We start from the raw sequence: 20,388 nt of genomic DNA, 5'->3' as shown, positions 1-20,388 counted from the left end.
GCCGGTCACCCGCGCTATGCCGCGGGGCCCGGATTCCGCACCGCGGACAGGTACCGCGGCCGTTCCCAGTGCTGTTCGAGTTCTTCGGGGAGATCCGGAAGAACCAGACCGTAGGTGGCGGCCAGATCGGCGGGTGCGGCGGCCTGCACCGACCATCCGTGCCCACCCAGCCACTGTTCCGGATCCGTTCTGTCGTCGGTGTAGAACAGTTCGGCCGGGTCGATATCGCCGAACGGATTCTTGTCGAGATACTTCGTTTCGATCTTGGCGAAACCGCTGCTCGCCGCCCCGTCCGGGATGCTCTCCACCGCGATCCGGCTGCCGGCCGGGCTCAATCCGCCGATATGCGTGAACAGTGCGTCCTGAGCCGCCCCGGGCAGGTACGGCAGCAGCCCTTCGGCCGACCACGCCGTGGCCGCGGCCGGATCCGCTCCGGCCGCCGCCAGCGCGGCCGGCCAGTCGGAACGCAGATCCACGGCCACTGTGCGGCGTTCGGCGCGCGGTGTCGCCCCGTGTTCGGCCAGTACCCGGTTCTTGAACTCGAGCACATCGGGTTGATCGATCTCGTAGACAACGGTTCCCGGCGGCCAGTCGAGCCGATACGCTCGCGCGTCCAACCCGGCGGCGAGTATCACCACCTGCGCGATTCCGTCCCCGGCGGCCGACAGGAAGAAATCGTCGAAGAATTTGGTCCGCAACCCCATGAATCCGGGGACGAGCGGAGCGCCGGCAAGGGTCGGCGGATCCGCCAGTATGTCCAGAAAGTGCGGCTCACCGGCGGCGCGGACGAACAGTGCCGCGTACTCGTCGCGGATGAGCGGCTCCGGGAGCGCGGATTCCAGCGCTCGGAATGTCGCCACCCCCAACGCGGTGAGCCCGACACCGGTGACGATATCCCAGACATCTCCTTCGGTTCGCACGACGGAACCTCCCGATCGACGGTGGATACGGACAAGACGATCACGCGCGGAAGAGCACACCATGTTTGCCGCGGCCCCGGAAAAGACCCGTGAGCGGACGAGGCCGGCCACCGACGATTCTACTTCCGGAAGGGGACGTCGTACCGTCCGACCAGGTATTACTCCGGCTCGTCGCGGCGCGGAACGTCCCTGTGTTTCGTGAAGCACCGGTAGCGACCACGGTGTCCGTCGCTCCGCGGCCGGGCCGCCCTCAGTGTTCTCGGCGGTGCGGCATGAATTCCAGGGTGAGTAGCACCGCGGCGGCCACGACAATGTCCCGGCAGCGGATCAGGACATAGCGTCGCTCGGACAGCGCATGGAATTTGCACAGGAATCGATAGAGCGATTCCAGCCGTATCAGCGGATCGCCCAGGTGCACCAGCACGCGGGCCGACCGGGCGCCGGGTGATTTCCCCCGCCGGGCGAACAACTCCGGGAAGGGTGCGAAGGCCAGGGATATCCGGTGGATATCGTGATCCCTCGCATAGCCGACCAGATCGACGATCATGCGCTCGTTGACACCGTTGTACGCGTCTTTGCGCCGCCATGGGACGTCGAGGCTCAGTTCTTTTCCTTTTCCGGAGATCCCGTAGCGCTGGAAGCCGACCGCCCGCCCGTCCGCGTCGGCGGCGATGACGACCAGCATGTTCGGATGACGGCCGTCGAGCAGGTGATCGAGAATCATCGAGAAGCCGCGAACCTGTCTGCCCCGGCCCCACTGGTCGACAATGGCCAGTAGTTCGGCCCGCCGCGTCGCGGTCAGCGACGACTCGTAGCGCACCTCGGTGCCGACACCCGCGTTCACGGTGCGGTTCACCGCCTGACGCAGATTGCGGAACTTGCGGCCGCCGAGATCGAAACTGTCGACGTCGAGGACCACATCGTTGCCTATCGGCACCGCGTGCAGTCCGCGGTGCCGATAGGCGCAGACCTGCCACAGTTCGGCCAGGCCGGGACTCGCGCCCAGCACCGCGAGCCGCCAACCACGACCGGCGGCGAACTCGGAGAACGCCGAGATCAAGTCCGGGAACGCGGCACGGTCACCGACCGGGTCACCGCCGACCACCGCCATGCCGAAGCGGGTGCGATAACCGATGGCCGCGGTGGATCGCCTGTCGAAGAAGTACGCCTTGGCCGAGTGCATGGCGAACGGTGCGAGCGGGTCGCCTTCCGTGCGGGCGACCAGCTCGGCCACCCTGTCGATCCGATAGGGCTGCGATCCGGCGCGTTGCGGTAGTACCAGAACGAAGCCGGCGGCGGCGAGCAGGACGAATCCCACGCCGGGATGGTGGACGCGGTAGGCGACGCTGGCGACGGCCAGGACCAGTACCGCCACCGTGATGTGCGGGTACGTGATCGGATGGCGCAGGTACACGCCGCGGGCCACTAGCAGCGCGGATAGCGCGAGAGCCGTCGACCACGAATGGGCGGCGCCGCCGCGGGCGGTGACCTCGGCTTCGTAGAGCAGGATCAGCGCGATCAGCAGGATCACGATGACCGCAGACACCCGCGCCGCGGGTGTCGCGGGCGAGGAGATTTCACGGCCACCGAGAGGTGCGCGGCCCTCGGCCGCACCCACGGCACCGTCCCCGTAGTGGCGTTCCCCCTGCCATGACCGCTCTGCCATGGTGGTGCTCCCGCAGTTCGCGTATCCGCACCGTGCGGTATCCGTTCCGGCCGCCGGACGACTGCAATTCTAGCCATCCGACCCGATCCTCGACAGTCGCGCGCGATGCCCGTCCCGGCGGACGTGCCGACCCGCGGGGCGACAGGCGATCATCGAACCTTGTCGCCGCCGGCCCGTGCGGCGAGATCACTGCGACGGCGCTGCCGGTACTCCCGCGGCGTCTCTCCCGTCGCCTCCTTGAACGCGGTGGAGAACCACGACGCGTTGAACCCGCACCGGGCGGCCAGATCACCGATCGGCACCTCGGAGTAGGCGGGATCCCCGAGGAACGAGCACGCGGCACGCAGGGCTTCTTCGCGCCGCAGATCACGGAAGGTGATCCCACTGCGGTGCAGGATGGTGCGCACCTGGCGGGGCGACCAGCCCAGCGCCGCGGCGACGGCGGGCAGGCGGACGTCCCGGTGACCGATATGGGTGCGCACGTACCGCCGCACCTGTTCGGTCACCTCGCCGTGCTGGCCCCGCTGCGGGCTCACCTCACCGGCCGACAGCATGCACAGCAGTTCCCCGATACGACGGCACACCGCGTCGAACTCGCTCTCCGACAGTGCCGCTTGCTCGGCATGGGTGCTCCGGATGAGCGTCCGGGTGATTCGGCCGAGACCGGACGACATATCGAGTTCCGCGGTGCGTGTCCCGAACGAACCGGTGCGGTCCTCCATTTCGTCGCGCGGCACCTGGAACGCGTAGGCGGAGGACCGCGGGATGTGGAGATGACACACGGTATCGAGGACGGTGACCGCTCCCCGCCCGGGTCCGGCACCGGTGACACTGCCGTCCCGGTACCGGACCGTGTACGTCCCCTGCTCGGGAAGCACGACCCAGTAGAAATCGTCGCCCGCCACCCGGCGGATATGCGGCCGGGTCCGGCTCGAGGTCCGCGATCCGCGTTGATCCCAGCGCAGCAGCCGGTAGCCGGCGCTCTCCTGCACCGACATCGTCGCACTCCACCGGTCGGGTTCGTGGTAGTCGTGGTCCATCGGCATCAAACTGTCGGCGATGGTGGTCCACGATGCCGAACTCCGCGCGGTCACGCTGTAGAACTCCACGGTCCCGTCCTGGACGATGCTCCGGCGGGACCGGCCGGCCGGTGGGTTGCGGTCACCGCGGCTCGCCGAGCGAGATCGGTATGGACAGCGGCCCGATGGTGAAGAACGAGGGGGTGTAGGGGACCTCGTCCGGATCGATGGCGAGGCGCAGATCCGGCAGCCGTCGATACAGCGACGCCAGCGCCAGCCGCCCCTCGAGCCGGGCGAGCCCGGCGCCGATGCAGTAGCGCGGGCCGTGCCCGAAGCCCAGATGACCGGCCCGCTGTGCGCGGGTGATATCGAACCGGTCGGCCGTTTCGCCGTACTCCGCGGGATCGATTCCGCACGCCTGGTAGACCACGCCCACCGCATTGCCCTTCGGAATCGCCACACCCGCAATGGTCACATCTGTCAGGGTGAACCGCCAGCTGGTCATCATCACCGAATGGCGGTAGCGCACGGTCTCTTCCACGACATCGGCCCACCGATCGCCCGCTTTCGCCAAGCGGAGCTGCTCGGGATCCCGGGCCAGCGCGAGGATCGCATACCCCAGCATATGCACGGTGGTCTCGTGACCGGCGACGAGCATGATCCACAGAACCGCCACCAGTTCCTCGGTGGTGAGCCTGTCGTCCCGCTCCCGCGCCTGCACCAGACCCGAGGTCAGATCGGTCCCCGGCTCCCGCTCCTTCCGCTCGACCAGGTCGTACAGGTAGGCCTGCAGCCCGTTCTGCGCCGCGAAGGCCTGCTCGGGCGAACTGTTGTGCGCCAGCAGGGTCGCCGTCCAGCCGCGCAAACGACCGCGGTCCTGTTCGGGGACACCGAACAGTTCACAGATCACCGCCATCGGCAGCGCCTCGGTGAAGGCGGGCACCAGATCGACCCCGTCGCCGGCGGCGACCACCCCGTCGAGGAGTTCATCGATGATCGCCTGGATCCGCGGCTCCAGCGCCAGCACCCGGCCCGGCGTGAACGCCTTGCCGATCAAACCGCGCAGCCGGCGATGGTCACCACCGTCCTTGGTCGACAGATGTTCACCCTGGACCACCGCGCGCAACGGCCAGTCCTGGGGTATCGCGCCGTTGTGCAGGGCGGGCCAGTGCCGGGGATCCCGGGCGAACGTGGTGTTGTCACCGGCGAGGACCTCGCGTACGGCCGCGTAGGTCAGCGCCAGGTAGCCGGGTACGCCGCCGGGGAATTCGACCTCGACGACGGGCCCGGTCTCCCGCAGCCGGCGGCACGTATCGAGCGGATTCTCGTTCACAGCGGGGAAAGCGGGAAGTGTGGTCGACACGTGCATTCCTTTCGACAGGCCCGGGCGTCACCGGATGCTCGCCGAGGAGTATCGCGCTCCGGCGCCCCGGCCGACGACCGCGCGGCCCGACTGTGCCCCGAACCCGAAGAAGGTGGGCGGTAACCCGAAATACGCTGCCGCCGAGACGGATATCGCCCAGGAGCCGGCCGGTTACCCGCACCGGGACACGGAGCGATCGCGACACCGGCGATACGAGCACCGATTCCTGCCGGCGCCGCCCGCCACCGCGTCCGGCCGAGGGTTCGGTCCGGGCCGGGCCGGACGCCGTTCCCGGCCCGACGAGTCGTCCCGGCCGGGAGGTCGTCGCGGGACCGACCCTGTTCGTCGATGTAGTGCGGCTCTATGCTCCCCATGTGGCCGTGGTCGACCGTGTCGAGCTACTGCTGAGACAGCCCGCGTCGTGTACCGGACGCGAGCGGGGTTCCGCGCTGCCCACGGGGTTCGCCCCACCGATGTATCGAGACCGGAGGACGACCGGTGGTCGTGCACCGCCACACCGGTCCTCCGGCATCTCCGCGACGTTCCCGCCACGACAGTGCACGCCGACCGATCCACCCGCAAGCGACATATGAGGTGCGGTGATGAGCACTTCCGACGACGAGCCCGGTCCGGACCGGCCACCGGAGTCCGCACCCGACGCCGATCCGATCGGTGAGGCCGAACGCACCGCGGCAGCGCTGAGCAGCGGCTCGCAGCCGCGCGGCGGACTCGGCCCGCGATTCGATCGGAACTCGCCTTTCTTCGTCGGCATGACGGCGGCCGCCGGGGTCTTCACCACGATCACCGCGGTCACGGCGCTGCGGGCGGTGGAATCCGTACTGGTGATGATCGGAGTCGCGTTCTTCCTCGCCCTGGGCCTCGAACCTCTCGTCCAGTGGGCGACCGCACGCCATCTGCCGCGCTGGGCCGCGGTCACCGTGGTGTTCGTCCTCGGAGGCGCGGCGGTGGCCGGATTGGTGGCGGCGGCGGTCCCCCCGCTGACCCAGCAGGCTTCGCAGTTCATCGATGCGGTCCCGCGGTATCTCGACCAGCTCACCGATCCCGCGTCCTGGACCGGGCGGCTCAACGACCGGTTCGACCTGCAGAATCGGTTGACACAGGCGTGGAACGGCGCCGGGTCATCGGTGGTCGGCGAGATCGCCACGGCCGGGGAGGCGGTGTTCACCGCCTTGACCGACACCGTCATCGTCACGGTCCTGACCGTCTACTTCCTGGCCGGACTGCCTCGCCTACGGGCCGCGCTGTACCGGTTCGTGCCCCATTCCCGCCGGCCGCGGGCGATCCTGCTGGGCGACGAGATCTTCGCCAAGGTCGGCGCCTACGTCGCCGGCAACGTCCTCATCTCGGTGATCGCCGGAGCGGTGACTTTTCTGTGGTTGGTCGCGTTCTCGGTGCCGTACGCACTGCTGCTGGCCCTGTTCGTCGCCGTGCTCGATCTGGTGCCGGTGGTCGGTTCGACGATCGCCGGGATCGCGGTGGCGGCCGTGGCGCTGACGGTATCGGTTCCGGTCTGCGTAACCACTGTCATCTTCTTCGTCGCCTTCCGCCTCGCGGAGGATTATCTACTCGTCCCCAAGATCATCGGGAGGTCGGTGAAGGTCCCCGCGCTGAGCACTCTCATCGCGGTCCTGGTCGGCGGGGCACTGCTCGGACTGGTCGGCGCATTGGTGGCCATCCCCGTCGCCGCCGCCCTGCACCTGATCGCCCAGGAGGTGCTCTTTCCACGCCTCGACAAGGCGTGACGCGCGACGCGCCACATCCTCGGCGACCGTCCGTGCCGTACCGGTGGGCTCAGTGCCGTTTGGTGATCACGACCGGCTCGACCCCGGCCGGGATATCGGCCAGCGCCGACACCGGGACGCCGAGTATCGCCGCGGTGACCTCGCGGGGGATCGAGTTCACCGCGGCCCGGAGGCCGATATCGTCGCTGGTCTCCGGGGCGCTGGTGTTGAAGACGATGAACAGTTCCAGCGGCGCGTCGGTACGGGCGTTCTCGAAGTAGTGGAAGAACCCCTGCGGCGCGAAAACCAGATCTCCCGCGTGCGCTTCGAACACATCCGTGTGGTAGCTCCCGTCCGGGTGGGTCCCGAGAATGGTCCACTTGGCGGTACCCGAGATGTGGTAGTTGAGTTCCCACGCCGTGGGATGCCAATGCGGTTCGCGGATACCGCCGGGCTCGAGCCGCACGAAATACGCCGCACCGTGCTGGCCGGCCAGCACCGGGAAGTTCTGCTCGTGCGCACCCTGGAGGGTGCCGCCCTCGTGACGGCTCGGTTCGGCGGCGGCGAGATGGAACAGATGCGCCGACGTATTCAGGTTGGCGTCGATTTCGCTCGCGCTCGGCAACCCGGCGTCCGCGGGCTCCGCGCACGCGGTCACCGAGGCCGCGGCCGCACCGAGTGCCGCACCGCCCAGTACCGCCGCGCCGGTACCGATCACGGCCCGGCGATTCACTGTCGTGGGTTCCTCGGGACGATCACTCGACATGGTGCTCCACCGGGTCGCCGCTACGTCGCGGCCGCGTCGGCGCCCACGGTCTCGGGCCGCGCGGCCGGTTTCCGCAGACGGCCGACGATCAATCCGGTCGCCGCGAGCGCACCGGCGATGGGCCACTCGACCGCCCCCGCGACGGTGAGCGCACCGAGCCCGCCGTAGTAGAGATAGCGGGTGGGCAGGGACAGCTCGACCGGCCCGGCCTTCATCTTGATGCCCTGGCCGGGAATCGCGACCTTGGCATCGAAGAAGGGCAGGGCCAGTGTGGCCGCGGGCGCGGCCTCGGTGGTGGGCTGCCCGGCCGGTTTCGCCGGGGACCCGGAGGCCTTCTCGCGGGCCGATCCGCCGCCGTCGGCCGCGGCGACCCGGGTAGTACTGTTCGCTTTACCTTGTGCAGGCACGGGACACGATCCTCTCGTCGTCGAGAACTACCGGTTCCGGCCTCCCCGGCACGCACCGGAGAGGTGTGACAGCGAGCGTGAACGTCATCGATGATCGCGCTCGGAGGGGGTGGAAGGCAACCGATCGACACGATCGATCAGCTCCTCGGTGCGCCGGGCGAACCACGCCGGGGAGAGCACGACCAGCGCGGTAGCGGCGGTGACCGCCGTGAGCACACCGGCCCAGGCCACGGGACCCAGCGGTGTGCACCCGAAGAACTGGCTGATGCCGGGTATCTCGACGACGGCCACGAGCACCGCCGCACTACCGACCGCCGTGGCCACCACGAGCGGATCATCGTGCCGCAGTAGCAGCGTCTGGGCGAGTTGGGCGCCGACCAGTGCCGTCAGCCCCATGGTCGCGGAGCGCCGCCGGGTACCCGGCGTCCATCGGCCGATGGCCCACGCGACGGTGGCCCCGGCGGCGGTGGCCGCACCACGACGGACTATCGCCTCGACCAACGGGCGGCCGAGCGAGGGAGCAGGCGCGGACAGGACCGAATCCGGATAGCCCGCACCGGTCGCGGCCGGCTCCGCCGCGGCCGAGGGACTCGGCGGTGACACCGCGATGGCGAGCGCCGGGAACATATCCGTGAGCAGGTTGACCAGCAGGAGCTGCCGGGTACTCACCGGGGCGCCGCCGCGGCCGAGGGCGGTGCCGAGGATGGTGAACACCACTTCACCCGCATTGCCCCCGAGCAACAGGGTCAGGGCATCGCGGACCCCGATCCACATATTGCGGCCTTCGATGAGAGCATCGAGCAGGGCGGTGAGGTTCTCGCCGGTCAAGACCAGATCGGCGGCTTCGCGGGCCGGTGAGGAACCGCGCCCGGTCACTCCGATACCGGCATCGGCCATCCGGATCGCGGCGGCGTCGTTGGCGCCGTCGCCGACCATGGCGACCACCCGGCCGCACTGCTGCAGGGCCGCGATCACCTGCACCTTCTGTTCCGGGCCGACCCGCGCGAAGACCTGGGCCGAGGCCGCCAGTTCGGCGCGGCCGTTCTCGTCCGCGGCGGCCAGTTCGGCACCGGTGACGACCCGGGCGCCGGCCGGGAAACCGAGTTGGCGCGCGATGGCACGGGCGGTGACGGGGTGATCCCCGGTGATCAGCGCAACGGCGCAGTGGGCGGTGGCCAACTGCTGCAGGAGAGGGCGCGCCGAATCGCGGACGGTGTCGGCGAGACCGACGTAACCCGTAATGGTCAGATCGCCGGCCAGTTCCTCGATCCGGTCCTGATCGAAACGTGTCCCGTCCGCCAGCGAGTCGAGTTCGCATTGGGCGACGGCGAGCACCCGCAGGCCCTGATCCGCCAGGTGGTGGACGAGATCATCCGCTGCGTCCCGGCCTGACGATCCGCTGTCGAACCGGCAGCGCGGCACGATCACCTCCGGGGCGCCCTTGAGCACCAACCGTGCCGAGGCGCCCGGCCCGCCGTGGCCGTCGACGATAACGGCCGCCGCGTAACCGCGGCAGGATTCGAAGGGTAGCTCCGCGATCACGATCGGTTCGGGACCGTCCTCCGGCAGGCGAGCGGCCGCGGTGAGGACGGCCTCGTCCGTGGCATGTGTATGCCCCTCACCCGTGTGCGGACGGGGGCACGCCCATGCGGCGGCCCGCACCACCGCGGCCGCCGGCGGGTCGGTGATCTCCGGATAGCCACCACCCGGCGGGAAATCCGGTGGCACCGCCGTCACGACGGCGAGCCGGTTCAGTGTCAACGTCCCCGTCTTGTCGAAGCAGACGGTGTCGACCCGGCCGATGGCCTCCAGCGCCCGGGGCGCCCGGACCAGTACCCCCAGTTTCGACAGCCGGCGGGCGGCGGCGAGCTGTGCCATGGTCGCCACCAGCGGTAACCCTTCCGGAACGGCTGCCACGGCAATGGCCACCCCGTCGGCCACCGCCCGGCGCAGCGGTCCACGACGCACCAGCGACAAACCGGTGACCACCGCGCCGCCGGCCAGCGTGAGCGGCAGGACCCGGCCGGTGAGATCGCGCAGCCTGCCCTGGACCCCGGTGGCCGGTGCCACGCCGGACACCGTCGAGATCGCGCGATTCGCGGCCGTGGCCGGACCGGTGGCCACGACGATCGCGCGGGCCCGCCCGGCGACTATCGTGCTGCCCTGGAACAGCATACTGGCGCGTTCCACGGCGTGGCCGGCCACCGGTTCGACGTGTTTGAGCACCGGCACCGACTCACCGGTCATCGACGACTCGTCGACCTCGAGATCCTCGGCGACCAGCAGCCGGGCATCGGCCGGCACCACCTCCGGCGCCCGCAGCTCGAGGACATCACCGGGCCGCAGCCGGGTCGCGGAGACGACACTGAACCGGTCCGAGGTCCGCGCCGCCTCCAGCCGATTCTCCGTGGCCGCCTTCGGGACGACGACCCGGCGGACAGCCTGTTCCTGTTCGGCGAACAGGGCCGCCGCGGCATCCTCGGCGCGCAGCCGCTGGATACCGCTGACCAGTGCGTTGACACCCATCACGCCCGCGACCAGCAGGGCATCGACATTGCTGCCCAGGATCGCGGCGGCCGCGGCGCCGATGGCGAGAACCGGCGTGAGCGGATCGCTCAGTTCCCGGCGTGCCGCCCCGGCCAGCCTGCCCAGCAGTGCTGTGGGTACGCGCAGTCGTTCGCCCACCACGCTGTGCGACAGGACGGAGGCCCTCCGGCGCCAACCCGGCGCGGGATTCGGGATCGGGGCCCGCCGGCCACGGAGGACGCGCGCGTACACGATCGCGGGGTCGAGGGCGTGCCAGGCGGTGAGCGGCTGCGGCGGCGGGTCCGGTGACCGCACCACCCGCTGCGCGGCCAGCCCGCACAGGATCCAGGCGGTCGCGCCCGCGGCGTCGACCGGGGCGAGCCACCGGCCCGGCCCGAGCCGACTCCGCCGGCCGGTTTCCCCGGTCACCACGAGCAGGCCCGCCAAGGTGCTGCCTGCCTTGGCCAGGCGCACCGCGGTGTCGATCGCCGGGCGCGCGGCCACGACCGCCGCGAGCACCCGGACAGCGTCGGTGAGATCGGCGCGGGTGACGAGGTCGGCGGTCCACGGTGCCGCTGCCGCGGGATCGTCGACGGCGACCCCGATATCGGCGAGCGCCAGGGCGGCCAGGGTATCCACCGCGTCGGCGTCCGGATGCAACGACGAGATCAGCAGCACCGGGCCCCGGTCGGCGCGCAGTTCCCGGACGAGGTCGAGCAGGCCGGTACCCGGGTGGTAGGCGGCAGTGACGGAGGCGCCGAGTTCCTCGGTGCCGGCCACATTGCGCAGCACCACCCGCGCACCGGTACGCCGGGCGGTCTCGATCAGCGGAACGGCGCAGGGGTCGAGCTCCCACCCGATCGTCACGGTGGCGACCACCGCGCCGTCGGCGAGCAGGGCGGCACGGTCGGTCCCCGGCACCGTGGAGTCCGGAGGTTCGTGCCACCGCAGGGTGGCGCTGTCGAAACCGGTTTCGTCGGCGGATGCGGGGATCGGCTCACCGTGCAGCAGGGCATCGGCGATCTCGAAGATCCGTCCCCGGCGCCACCCCGGCGCCGAAACCTCGACGTCGAGCACGGTCCGTGTCTCGCCACGCAGTGCCGCGCCGTCGATGACGACCACCCGGACCCGGTCGAGCCGGCGTAGCACCCCCGGGTCCAGCACCAGGGAGCCCGCCTTGGCCAATCCCCGGCCGAGGACGAGTGCGTAGGCCTCCCGGCCCATATGCGCCGCCTTCGGTATGCCGGCCAGCAGCGTATCGGCGATATCGTCGGCCGTACCGCCCCCGAGCAGGGTGCCCGCGGCCGCCACGAGCGACCCGTTGGCGGCTTGTTCGGCGTACTCCTCGACCGGACCGGCTGCCGCGGTGGCGACCGTGTCCTCGGCCGCGGGGCGGAGGTCGGATCCGGCCTGCTCCGCCGCGAAGATCGCCGCGGGAGCCGGGCCGCGCGGCCGGGTGGCGGCCGCGAGCCCGGGTTCGCGCTCACACCAGGCCTGCCGGCGGGCCAGTGCCTCGGAGATCTGGGCGGTTCGCGCGACGAGATCCAGCAGCGGCGCGGCAGGCGCCAGACCGAGCCCGTGCGCGGTGGCGGAGAACATGGTCGTCAGCAGATCGGTGCCGGCTCGTCCGAGCTTCGACTCCAGTAGGGCGACGATCCGCGGCTGATGGTTGATCACCGCCGCGGCGGCCCGGGCAGCCCGTGGTGCCCGGGGGAACCGGCCCAGCCATCCGATCACCGAGGTACCGACCGCGAGGACATCGGCCACCGCGGCCACCACCGGAACGGCGACCGCCAGGGGGTCCCCGGGATCGGTTACCGGCCTGCGGTACTGCGTCCCCGGCTCCGGCCCGGCACTCGGCGGGCCGGCCGCGGGGCGGATCATCCGGCGGATCTCGTCCGGATCGGCGGCCTCCGCCAGCTCGATCACCAATCGCCCGAGCATGTTCTCGACGTGCGCGGACACGACACCGGGCCCGGCGCCGACCAGCCGTTCGAGCTCCGCGGCGCCCGCGGCGCCGTCCGTCCCCGGCAGGGCCCGGTCCAGATCGATATGCAGTCTGCGTCCGGACGCCCACACCGGCGGGACACCCGCCTCGTCCGTATCCCCGCGCGGTGGACCGCCGAGTACGACGCGGGCCCAGTCGCGAACCGGCCCGACCGCCGGACCCACCAGCGCGGGCGCGACCAGCGCGGTAGCGGATCCGATACGGACGGTCGAGGCCATCGCCCCTGCCGCGAGCCGCGCGAACCCACCGAGATCGATACCCCGCATGCGCTCAGGCTCCCCGAGTGATCGGTCGATGCATTCGGGCGAGTGTAGGCGGGAGAAAGGGCAGTCCAGGATGCGCGCGCCGCACGTTGCGGTATCGGGACCCAATTGTGCGCACCGCGCGCGGCTCATCGATCGGCGCCGAGCTGTCTCCTCCCCCGACGGCGGTGGCCGGACTGGCACGTCGACTATGCGAATGCCGAACGAGCGCGCACCTCGAGCGTCCGGGGCTGGGCGCGCCTTCCGGTACTGACGCCTTGACGCAACCAGTTGATTGCAATACTCTTATTGCAATCAACTGGTTGCTATAAAGGAGTACGCAATGGGATTCCCCGATCAGATCGTCCGCACTATCGAACTCGCACACCCGCCCGCCAAGATCTGGGCCGCGATCACCACCGCCGAAGGGCTCGCTTCCTGGTTCGGCAACACGGCGACCATCGACCTGCGTCCCGGTGGCGCGGCGCGAATGACGTGGGAGAGTGGGGATACCGCGAATATGCGGGTGGAGCGGGTGGAAGAGCCGAGCATCTTCGGATTCACCTGGCAGATCTACGGATTACCCGAAGGCGACCCGCGACGCACCTATGTCGAGTTCACCCTCGAACCCGTCGACGCGGGCACACGGCTCACCGTGGTGGAGACCGGTTTCGCGCAGCTCCCCGAGGACGAGCACAAGATCGCCTTCGGCGGCAATACCGACGGCTGGGCCGGCGAACTCGCCGAACTCGTCCAGTACCTCGATGCAGCCTGACCAGGAAACCACCGCCGAACGGGTCTTCGTCGCGCTCGCCGATCCGAGCAGGCGCTCAGTCCTTGCCACCCTCGCCGCGGGCGGCCCGGCCACCGCGACCGATCTCGCCGATCGACTGCCCATCACTCGACAGGCGATCGCCAAACACCTTGCTCTGCTTTCGGAGGCGGGCCTGGTGATCGCGGAACCCGGGGAACGACGGCGCGTCCGGTACCGCCTCGATTCCGCGCCCATGCAAGTGGCGCAGCAATTCCTGGCCGCGATGGCGCGGGACTGGGACAGCCCGCTCGACGCACTACGTAGACAGCTGGACAGCGGGGAGCATGAGTAGCGGACTTCATTTCACCCACCGGTAGACGGCCGCCGCGAGCAGGTCGGCGACCTCCGACCGGATCGCGGCGGTCGGGAGCGGGGCCCTCGAGGATGCCGCGACCGACACCGACCAGCTCGGTCTGCCCGCGCCGCCGGCCTGATCCGCGCCCCGGACCGGCCGTCGTACCGCGGGTGGCCACCGAGCTCACGGCGTCCCACATCGTCGACGGCCCGATGCCCCGGCACGCGGCGCATCGAGAGGGCGTCGTGGACGACCTTCAACTGCTGGGCATGCCACGCCAGGCCTGTGTCCCGCGAGGGCGCAGGTCTGGTGGGGCGTATGGCACCCGGATTTCCCCCGAGGAGAACTACTGTCCGATCGGCTCCGCGCGCTCCCGCCGTTCGGTGGCCACGAAGACCAGAAGCAGCGCCGCGGCGGCCAGTGTCGCCACGACAGCCACGACGGCGGGCCAGTGGCCGTGGGCCCACGCCAGCCCGCCGGCCCAGCCGAAGATGCTCGCTCCCAGGTAATAGAAGATCGTGTACAGGGCCGTGGCCTGTGCCCGACCGGCTCGCGCCCGGATTCCGACCGCGCCGGAGGCCACGGCGTGCCCGATGAACATGCCCCCGGTCAGGATCACCACACCGGTCAGCACGGCTGCCAAGGGCCGGGCAAGGCTCAGCGCCGTCCCGCCGAGGACCAGGGCGCATGCCATGACCAGCACCACTCGCGGCCCCAGGCGGTCGGCCAGCCGTCCGGCCACCGGTGAGCCGACAGTGCCGGCCAGGTAGGCGAGGAAGATCAGCGAGATCAGCGTCGGCGCCAGATGGTAGGGAGCGGCCTCGAGCCGGAACGGCAGATAGTTGAAGACGATGACCATACAGCCGATGAGCAGACCGGCGATGCCGTACAGCGCCAGTTGCACGGGGTCACGGAGGTGCGCCGCCAGCAGTGATCGGGTCGAATGCGACGCGGCCCGCCGACCGGTGGTACGCGGCAGCAGCAGGGCGAGCACCACCATGAGAAGCGCGACCCCCACGCCCATGACCGCGAGAGCCGGTCGCCAGCCGATCATCTCGGCCAGCGGAACGACGATCACGCGCCCGGCCAGGCCGCCCATGGACGTGGCCCCGACATACGAGCCCGCCAAGGCCGCGGCGCGTCCCGGGGCGGCGACCTCGTGCACCAGCGCCATGGCCAGCGAGGGAATACCGCCGAGCGCCACGCCCTGCACGAATCGACCGGCGACCAGCAGATCGAAGGTCCACAGCCAGGGCACGAGGAGCCCGGTCAGCGCGGCGGCGGCCGCCGCGTAGCGCATGGCCGCCGACCGCCCGATTCGATCCGACAGCCACGCCCAGGGCAGCACCGACAACGCCAGGCCCAGGGTGGTCGCCGAAACCGTCAGCGCGGCGCGCGACGGACTCACCGCGGCCTCGGTGCCGATCTGGGTGAGCAGTCCCTGCGGCGCGTACATCAGGGAGAACGTCGCCACACCCGCGCAACCGAGCGCGGCCGACAGCCGGAGCTCGGGACCGCCGGAGGAATGGGACTCGTCGATACCGACCGGGGCGGGGCGAGTCCCCTGCCCGGCGGGCGCGGAAACAGGCATGCAGTCGACCGTAGGAGTCGCCAATTGATGAGTCCAATGCAATCCTACTGGGTTACTCATATCATTTGCGTTATGAATAGTGCGGCAGTGCAGGCGCTACTTCCCCACTTGCCCCTGCTCGTCACCCTCGGCGAGGTCGAGCACGTCACCCTGGCTGCCGCCATGCTCGGTATGCCGCAGCCCACGGTGAGTCGCACCATTCGCAGGTTGGAGGCACAGCTCGGCACGAAGCTCGTCGAGCCGGACGGCCGGGGCGTGCGCCTGACAGCGGAGGCTCGTCTCCTCGTGCCCTACGCCCAGCGTGCACTCGATGCGGTGCGTGACGGCGTCGAGTCCGTCGAATCCGCCGGCCGCCGAGCCCGGGCGACGGTACGCCTTGCCTTCCAGACCTCCCTCGGGGAGTATCTGGTCCCGCAACTGATCCGCGCGGTCCGCGACCGCGACCCGGCGATCCGGTTCGTGCTGAGCCAGGGCGCACGCAGTACCTGCCTGGATATGCTCGACAACCACGCGGCCGATCTGGCCCTGGTCTCGCGGATGAACCCGCCACCGGGTCACCTGGTCGTCGAGCAGCTCTTCGAAGAGCCGTTGATCGTCCTGGTCCCCGCCGATCATCCGCGCGCGCTCCGGACGTCGATGACAGTGCACGACCTCGCCGGCGAATCGCTCATCACCTTCAAGAACGGCTACGGACTCCGTGGCTCGGTCGACGAGATCTTCGCCCGGGCGGGAGTGTTGCCGAAGATCACCTTCGAGGGTGAGGACCTGCACACGGTCTACGGGTTGGTCGCCGCCGGGCTCGGGGTGAGCATTGTGCCGCCCCTCCGCATACCGGAGGGGTGCGTGGGACTGTCCCTCGACGACCCCCATGCCTTCCGGGATATCAGCGCGGCTCTGCTTCCGGATACGCGCGCGGCCGCGATCGATACGGTACTGACCGCGCTTCGATCGCTCGCGGCACGAACCCGCGGCCAGGAAAGTGATGCCGGCGCTCCCACCGAGGCCGCACCGCACCCCTTGCCCGGCCCGGGATAGCACGCTGCGCCCGGCCCGGGCCGGCGAGATGACGAGCACATCGGCCGTGCCCGGATACGACTGCGCGGGCACGGCCGACGATCCATGACACAGTCGCTCACGCAGCGCACGGCCGACGATTGAATACCCGGCGTGCCACAGCATCCGAGGTGTTTGTGGCGGATTCACACGGCATCGCGAGACCGTGGTGAAAAGTCCGAACCTGACGCTCGGTGACCGGGCCCCGGGGCGGAACATATATCCTCGAGTCACCCGACCAGCGTGCACATCAACGCATTTCGCCGAGACGGACTGCGGGCACGCGGCGGGTTTCTGCGTGTCTTCGACGGCGATGACCCGAAGACATATTCACCGATCTCGAGAGGTAGCTCTATGAATTGGGTCCGTGCGCGAACAGGTCTCGCGCGGGCGCTGACGGGTGTGACCACGGCATGCTGCCTGCTCCTTGCGGGACAGCCGTCGGCGGTCGCCGAGGAGGTGCCGACCCCACCGGTCCCCTCCGGCCTGCAGCGCGGTATCGACGATGCCCTCCCCCCGCCGGCACTGCCCGCCGCACCCGCACCGCCCATCGGCGATCTGCCGCCGCAACTGGCAGCGCTGTGGCACGCGGTGCAGTCCCCGCCGACGGGTGACCCGATCTTCGACACCTGGCCGGCCGGATTGGACGCGATGGCCGCCGGTGCGGTGATCGAACAGCGAGACATCACCGCGATCGCCGCGCCGCGGATCGATGCGCCGATCGGCCGCGCCGTACTGCTGAAGTTCCGATCGACGTCCGCGGCGGGTGCGCCCTCCTTCGGCACGGCCACCCTGGTGGTCCCGGCGGCGGCGTGGGCAGGCCCCGGCGACCGGCCGGTCCTGGTGGACAACAAACCGATCAACTCCCTCGGCCTGCGATGTACGCCCGGGTATGCGATGGCGCACGGGGAGGACGGCACCAGCAGCAGTGCCATCGATGCGTTGACACCGACGACCGCGTCGGCGGTGAGCCGTGGGTACGCGGTGCTGATTCCCGACCACGAAGGCCCGTTCATGGCCTATGCGGAACCGAATGTCGCCGCACATGTCATTCTCGACAGCATTCGCGCCGTGCGCTCATTGCCCGCATCCGAATTCGCTGCCGGCCGTTTCGCGCTGACCGGATACTCCGGTGGCGCGATCGCCTCCTATGCGGCGGCCATGCTGCTCGACGACTACGCGCCGGAACTGGCCGAGGTGGTGGTGGGCGCGTCGATGGGCGGACTGGTCACCGACAACCGGGTCGTCGCGAACAGTTTCGACGGCAAGTTCGCCTCCGGAGTGCTGCTGGCGGTCGTGCTCGCCTACGCTCGCGAACACCCCGAGATCCTCGCCAACATGAACCATCTGGCCCAATGGGTGGCTACCTCGCCGATCAACAATGTGTGCGGTGAGGCGCTCGGCCCGCTGGGTGTGGTCGGGATCCCGCTCGAAATCGCCGCGAATATCCCCCACCCGCTGGACAGCGCCGTCGCCGACGATATCTTCGCGCGCACGGATCTCAGCGACCGGACATCGGCGGTGCCGCTGTACATCTACCACGCCGCCCACGATCTCTGGATCCCGCTCGAGGGGGCGCGGCAGCTGTATCGCACCCAGTGCGATCGCGGTGTCCCCGCGGTTTTCCGCAGCGAGCCGGGTGAGCACGTGACCGGTCTGACCACGGGATTCCCCAGGGCGTTCGACTGGCTCGACGCGCGTCTACGCGGCGAGCCCGCACCGAACGAGTGCTCCTAGAACCGTCGTAGACGCCAGGGTGTTTCGTTCGGGAGAGCCGCGCCGGTGGCCGGCGCGGCTCTCCCGGGAGCGGGTTCGGCCGACTGTCGATTCGGGCGCTGGACCGAGCGGGCGGCTTCCGGCGAATCCGTACGAATCATCGAACGAGAACTGCGCGAGCAGCTCACCGCCGGCCTGGATGCCCCAGCCGAAACCCCGGGGTGACGGCGGCGGCCGGCCGGCCGGCGAGCGTACTCACAATGTGCGCAGTTCCGTGGCGGCGGATTCGTCGATCCCCCGTTCCTCCGCGGCTCCGGCCCCGCTGCCCGGCGGTCGTGCGGCGCCCGCCGCGGCGGGGCCGCCGCGGCGGCGGCCGGGGATACGCGCGACCACCGGCCCGAGTCCCTGCCGCACGAGGCTGATCACGCCGTAGGGCAGGACGAAGATGAACAGGATCAGCGCCACACCGTAGGTGATTCCGGCGGCCGACTGGTTGATGTCGGCGGTCCACTGCGGGACGTACACGACGAAGAAGGCGCCGAAGACCACCCCGGGCACCGTGCCGAGTCCACCGACGACGATCATCGTGATGAAGGCGATCGCGAGCGGTAGCCCGAACGCCTCCGGGCCCACGTACTGGACCACGAAGCTGTAGAGCACACCGCCCACCCCGGCGAGCGCGGCACTGAACGCGAAAATTGTTGTCTTGGTCCGGGTCGCGGGTACACCGAGAGTGGTGGCGACCGCTTCGTAGTCCCGGATCGCGATCAGCGAGCGCCCGATCCGGCCGGTGGCCAGACGGCGCACCACCAGGTACGCGACGAGCGCCACGACCAGGCACAGATAGTAGACCCACTGGTCCCGGGCCAGTCCGGTGAACTCGGGGGCTTCGGCACCGAAGATGTTGATCCCCGCCTGCCCGTCGGTGATGTGTTCGAACCGCTTGATGACCGCGGGCGTCACCAGTGCGAGACCCAGTGTGGCCAGCGCCAGCTGGAGACCGTGCAACCGCAGCGCCGGCAGCCCGAACAGATAGCCCACGACATAGCCGACCGCGAACGCGATCGGAATCAGCAGCAGATACGGCACCCCGTGGTTCTCCACCAGCACAGCGCTCAGGTACGCGCCGAGCGCGAAGAAGAAGCCGTGGCCCAGCGAGATCTGGCCGGTGTTGCCGGTCAGCAGGTTCAGTCCGAGCCCGACGACGATGTACACCAGCACCATCGAGCGATCGAAGTTCACAAACGGCGCGGACACCAGCGGCGCCACCGCGGCGACGAGCACCACCAGGATCATCGTGGCGCGCGAGAGCCATACCGGCGCGTCGAGTTCGGGGCGGGGGCGGCGGAGTAGTTCGAAGATCCTCATACCCGTGCCACCTTCCGGGCGCCGAACAACCCTTCCGGCTTCAGCAACAGCACACCGAGGATGAGGACGAGTGCGACCGCCTGCTTGAAATCGTGGCCGATCCACGAGATATAGGTACCGGCGAGGTTCTCGGCCACCCCCACGCACAGGCCGCCGACGATCGCGCCGACCGGGCTGTCGAGTCCGCCCAGAACCGCGGCCGCGAACGAGTAGATCAGCGACGCCACGAGCATATTCGGCTGGAGGAACAGTTGCGGCGCCGCCAGGGACGCGGCGAGCGCGCCGATGGCGGCGGCCAGCCCCCAGCCGATCATCAACATCCGGCCGACCGGTACGCCGATCAGTTGCGCCGAGTCCGGGTTACCGGCGGCCGCCCGCATCGCCAGCCCCACCCGCGTCCGCTGGAACAGCACGAACAGCAGTGCGGCGACCACCACGACCGCGCCCACGATCACCACGGACTGCCGGGACATCACGACCGGGCCCAGCGTGATCACCGGCCCCGACACCATCGCCGGAAACTCCCGGCTCTGCACTCCCCAGATCCAGCCTGCGGCACTGTTGAGCACGAGCATCAGTCCGAGCGTGATGATGACGAGCGGCATATGGTCCGGCGACCCGGCGAGCGGCCGGATCAGCACCCGCTCGGTAGCGGCGCCGACGAGGAACGCCACCACCATGGCACCCAGGATCGCGAGGTACAGCGGGGCACCCCACTGGTGGAACTGCCACGCGAAGAACGCCGAGAACATCGCCATCTCGCCCTGGGCGAAATTGACGATCCCGGACGCCCGGTAGACCAGGACGATACTGAGCGCGAACGCGGCGTACAGCGCGCCCCATGTCAGCCCGTCCACCACTTGTTGCGCAAACACTTGCATGAACAGATCTC

Annotated in this window: 15 protein-coding genes; 5 read left to right on the top strand and 10 right to left on the bottom strand. The window is 69.9% G+C overall.

The window, feature by feature from the left end; all coding sequences use genetic code 11:
- Positions 1–14 precede the first annotated feature (14 nt).
- From IG75_RS0103535 to IG75_RS0103520, 4 genes are all read right to left on the bottom strand, one after another.
- Positions 15–920 carry an SAM-dependent methyltransferase gene (locus tag IG75_RS0103535; protein WP_030519680.1) on the bottom strand — a complete coding sequence of 302 codons (906 nt, stop codon included), beginning with the start codon at positions 918–920 and terminating at the stop codon, positions 15–17.
- Positions 921–1,170: 250 nt separating this feature from the next.
- Positions 1,171–2,586: a bifunctional lysylphosphatidylglycerol flippase/synthetase MprF gene (locus tag IG75_RS0103530; RefSeq protein ID WP_081876606.1), complete on the bottom strand. Its 1,416-nt coding sequence runs from the start codon at positions 2,584–2,586 to the stop codon at positions 1,171–1,173.
- Between the two features lie 149 nt (positions 2,587–2,735).
- Positions 2,736–3,695 carry an AraC family transcriptional regulator gene (locus IG75_RS37175; protein WP_051714176.1) on the bottom strand — a complete coding sequence of 320 codons (960 nt, stop codon included), beginning with the start codon at positions 3,693–3,695 and terminating at the stop codon, positions 2,736–2,738.
- Between the two features lie 52 nt (positions 3,696–3,747).
- Positions 3,748–4,968, bottom strand: a complete 1,221-nt coding sequence (locus tag IG75_RS0103520) for a cytochrome P450 family protein (protein ID WP_162183772.1) — start codon at positions 4,966–4,968, stop codon at positions 3,748–3,750.
- A 602-nt stretch (positions 4,969–5,570) separates the two neighbouring features.
- On the opposite strand from IG75_RS0103520, the gene IG75_RS0103515 reads away from it, so the two are divergent.
- Positions 5,571–6,731: an AI-2E family transporter gene (locus IG75_RS0103515; protein ID WP_030519676.1), complete on the top strand. Its 1,161-nt coding sequence runs from the start codon at positions 5,571–5,573 to the stop codon at positions 6,729–6,731.
- A gap of 49 nt (positions 6,732–6,780) precedes the next feature.
- Here IG75_RS0103515 and IG75_RS0103510 read toward each other — a convergent pair whose 3' ends face one another.
- The 3 genes from IG75_RS0103510 to IG75_RS0103500 form a co-directional block, all read right to left on the bottom strand.
- Positions 6,781–7,476 carry a cupin domain-containing protein gene (locus IG75_RS0103510; RefSeq protein WP_030519675.1) on the bottom strand — a complete coding sequence of 232 codons (696 nt, stop codon included), beginning with the start codon at positions 7,474–7,476 and terminating at the stop codon, positions 6,781–6,783.
- Between the two features lie 20 nt (positions 7,477–7,496).
- On the bottom strand, positions 7,497–7,883 hold the full coding sequence (locus tag IG75_RS0103505) for a hypothetical protein (RefSeq protein ID WP_030519674.1): 387 nt from the start codon (positions 7,881–7,883) through the stop codon (positions 7,497–7,499).
- An 84-nt stretch (positions 7,884–7,967) separates the two neighbouring features.
- Positions 7,968–12,683: a cation-translocating P-type ATPase gene (locus tag IG75_RS0103500; protein ID WP_051714174.1), complete on the bottom strand. Its 4,716-nt coding sequence runs from the start codon at positions 12,681–12,683 to the stop codon at positions 7,968–7,970.
- 319 nt (positions 12,684–13,002) lie between these two features.
- Between IG75_RS0103500 and IG75_RS0103495 the strand changes: the two genes are divergently transcribed.
- The gene (locus tag IG75_RS0103495) at positions 13,003–13,434 is read left to right on the top strand and encodes an SRPBCC domain-containing protein (RefSeq protein WP_030519672.1); all 432 of its coding nucleotides are present in this window, start codon (positions 13,003–13,005) and stop codon (positions 13,432–13,434) included.
- Complete coding sequence (locus IG75_RS0103490; protein WP_030519671.1) at positions 13,424–13,765, top strand: ArsR/SmtB family transcription factor; 342 nt, start codon at positions 13,424–13,426, stop codon at positions 13,763–13,765. Before IG75_RS0103495 ends, IG75_RS0103490 begins: the two co-directional genes overlap by 11 nt.
- Before the next feature lie 349 nt (positions 13,766–14,114).
- On the opposite strand, the gene IG75_RS0103480 is transcribed toward IG75_RS0103490, so the two are convergent.
- Positions 14,115–15,359 carry an MFS transporter gene (locus tag IG75_RS0103480; protein WP_245713102.1) on the bottom strand — a complete coding sequence of 415 codons (1,245 nt, stop codon included), beginning with the start codon at positions 15,357–15,359 and terminating at the stop codon, positions 14,115–14,117.
- A gap of 72 nt (positions 15,360–15,431) precedes the next feature.
- Between IG75_RS0103480 and IG75_RS0103475 the strand changes: the two genes are divergently transcribed.
- Both IG75_RS0103475 and IG75_RS0103470 read left to right on the top strand, forming a co-directional pair.
- Positions 15,432–16,394, top strand: a complete 963-nt coding sequence (locus IG75_RS0103475) for a LysR family transcriptional regulator (RefSeq protein ID WP_051714172.1) — start codon at positions 15,432–15,434, stop codon at positions 16,392–16,394.
- A gap of 372 nt (positions 16,395–16,766) precedes the next feature.
- Entirely contained in the window at positions 16,767–18,149 is a 1,383-nt protein-coding gene (locus IG75_RS0103470) for a lipase family protein (RefSeq protein WP_081876605.1), read from the top strand.
- A gap of 234 nt (positions 18,150–18,383) precedes the next feature.
- On the opposite strand, the gene IG75_RS35975 is transcribed toward IG75_RS0103470, so the two are convergent.
- Together IG75_RS35975 and IG75_RS0103455 are read right to left on the bottom strand one after the other, a co-directional pair.
- Positions 18,384–19,496: a branched-chain amino acid ABC transporter permease gene (locus IG75_RS35975; RefSeq protein WP_081876604.1), complete on the bottom strand. Its 1,113-nt coding sequence runs from the start codon at positions 19,494–19,496 to the stop codon at positions 18,384–18,386.
- Positions 19,493–20,377, bottom strand: coding sequence for a branched-chain amino acid ABC transporter permease (locus tag IG75_RS0103455; protein WP_030519666.1), 885 nt, complete (start codon positions 20,375–20,377; stop codon positions 19,493–19,495). The genes IG75_RS35975 and IG75_RS0103455 overlap by 4 nt, the downstream gene beginning before the upstream one ends.
- Positions 20,378–20,388 lie beyond the last annotated feature (11 nt).

Origin of the sequence: Nocardia rhamnosiphila NBRC 108938 (genome assembly GCF_000720425.1) — a bacterium.
GTDB classification, from domain to species: domain Bacteria; phylum Actinomycetota; class Actinomycetes; order Mycobacteriales; family Mycobacteriaceae; genus Nocardia; species Nocardia rhamnosiphila.
This window is presented reverse-complemented; position numbering and strand designations above follow the sequence as displayed.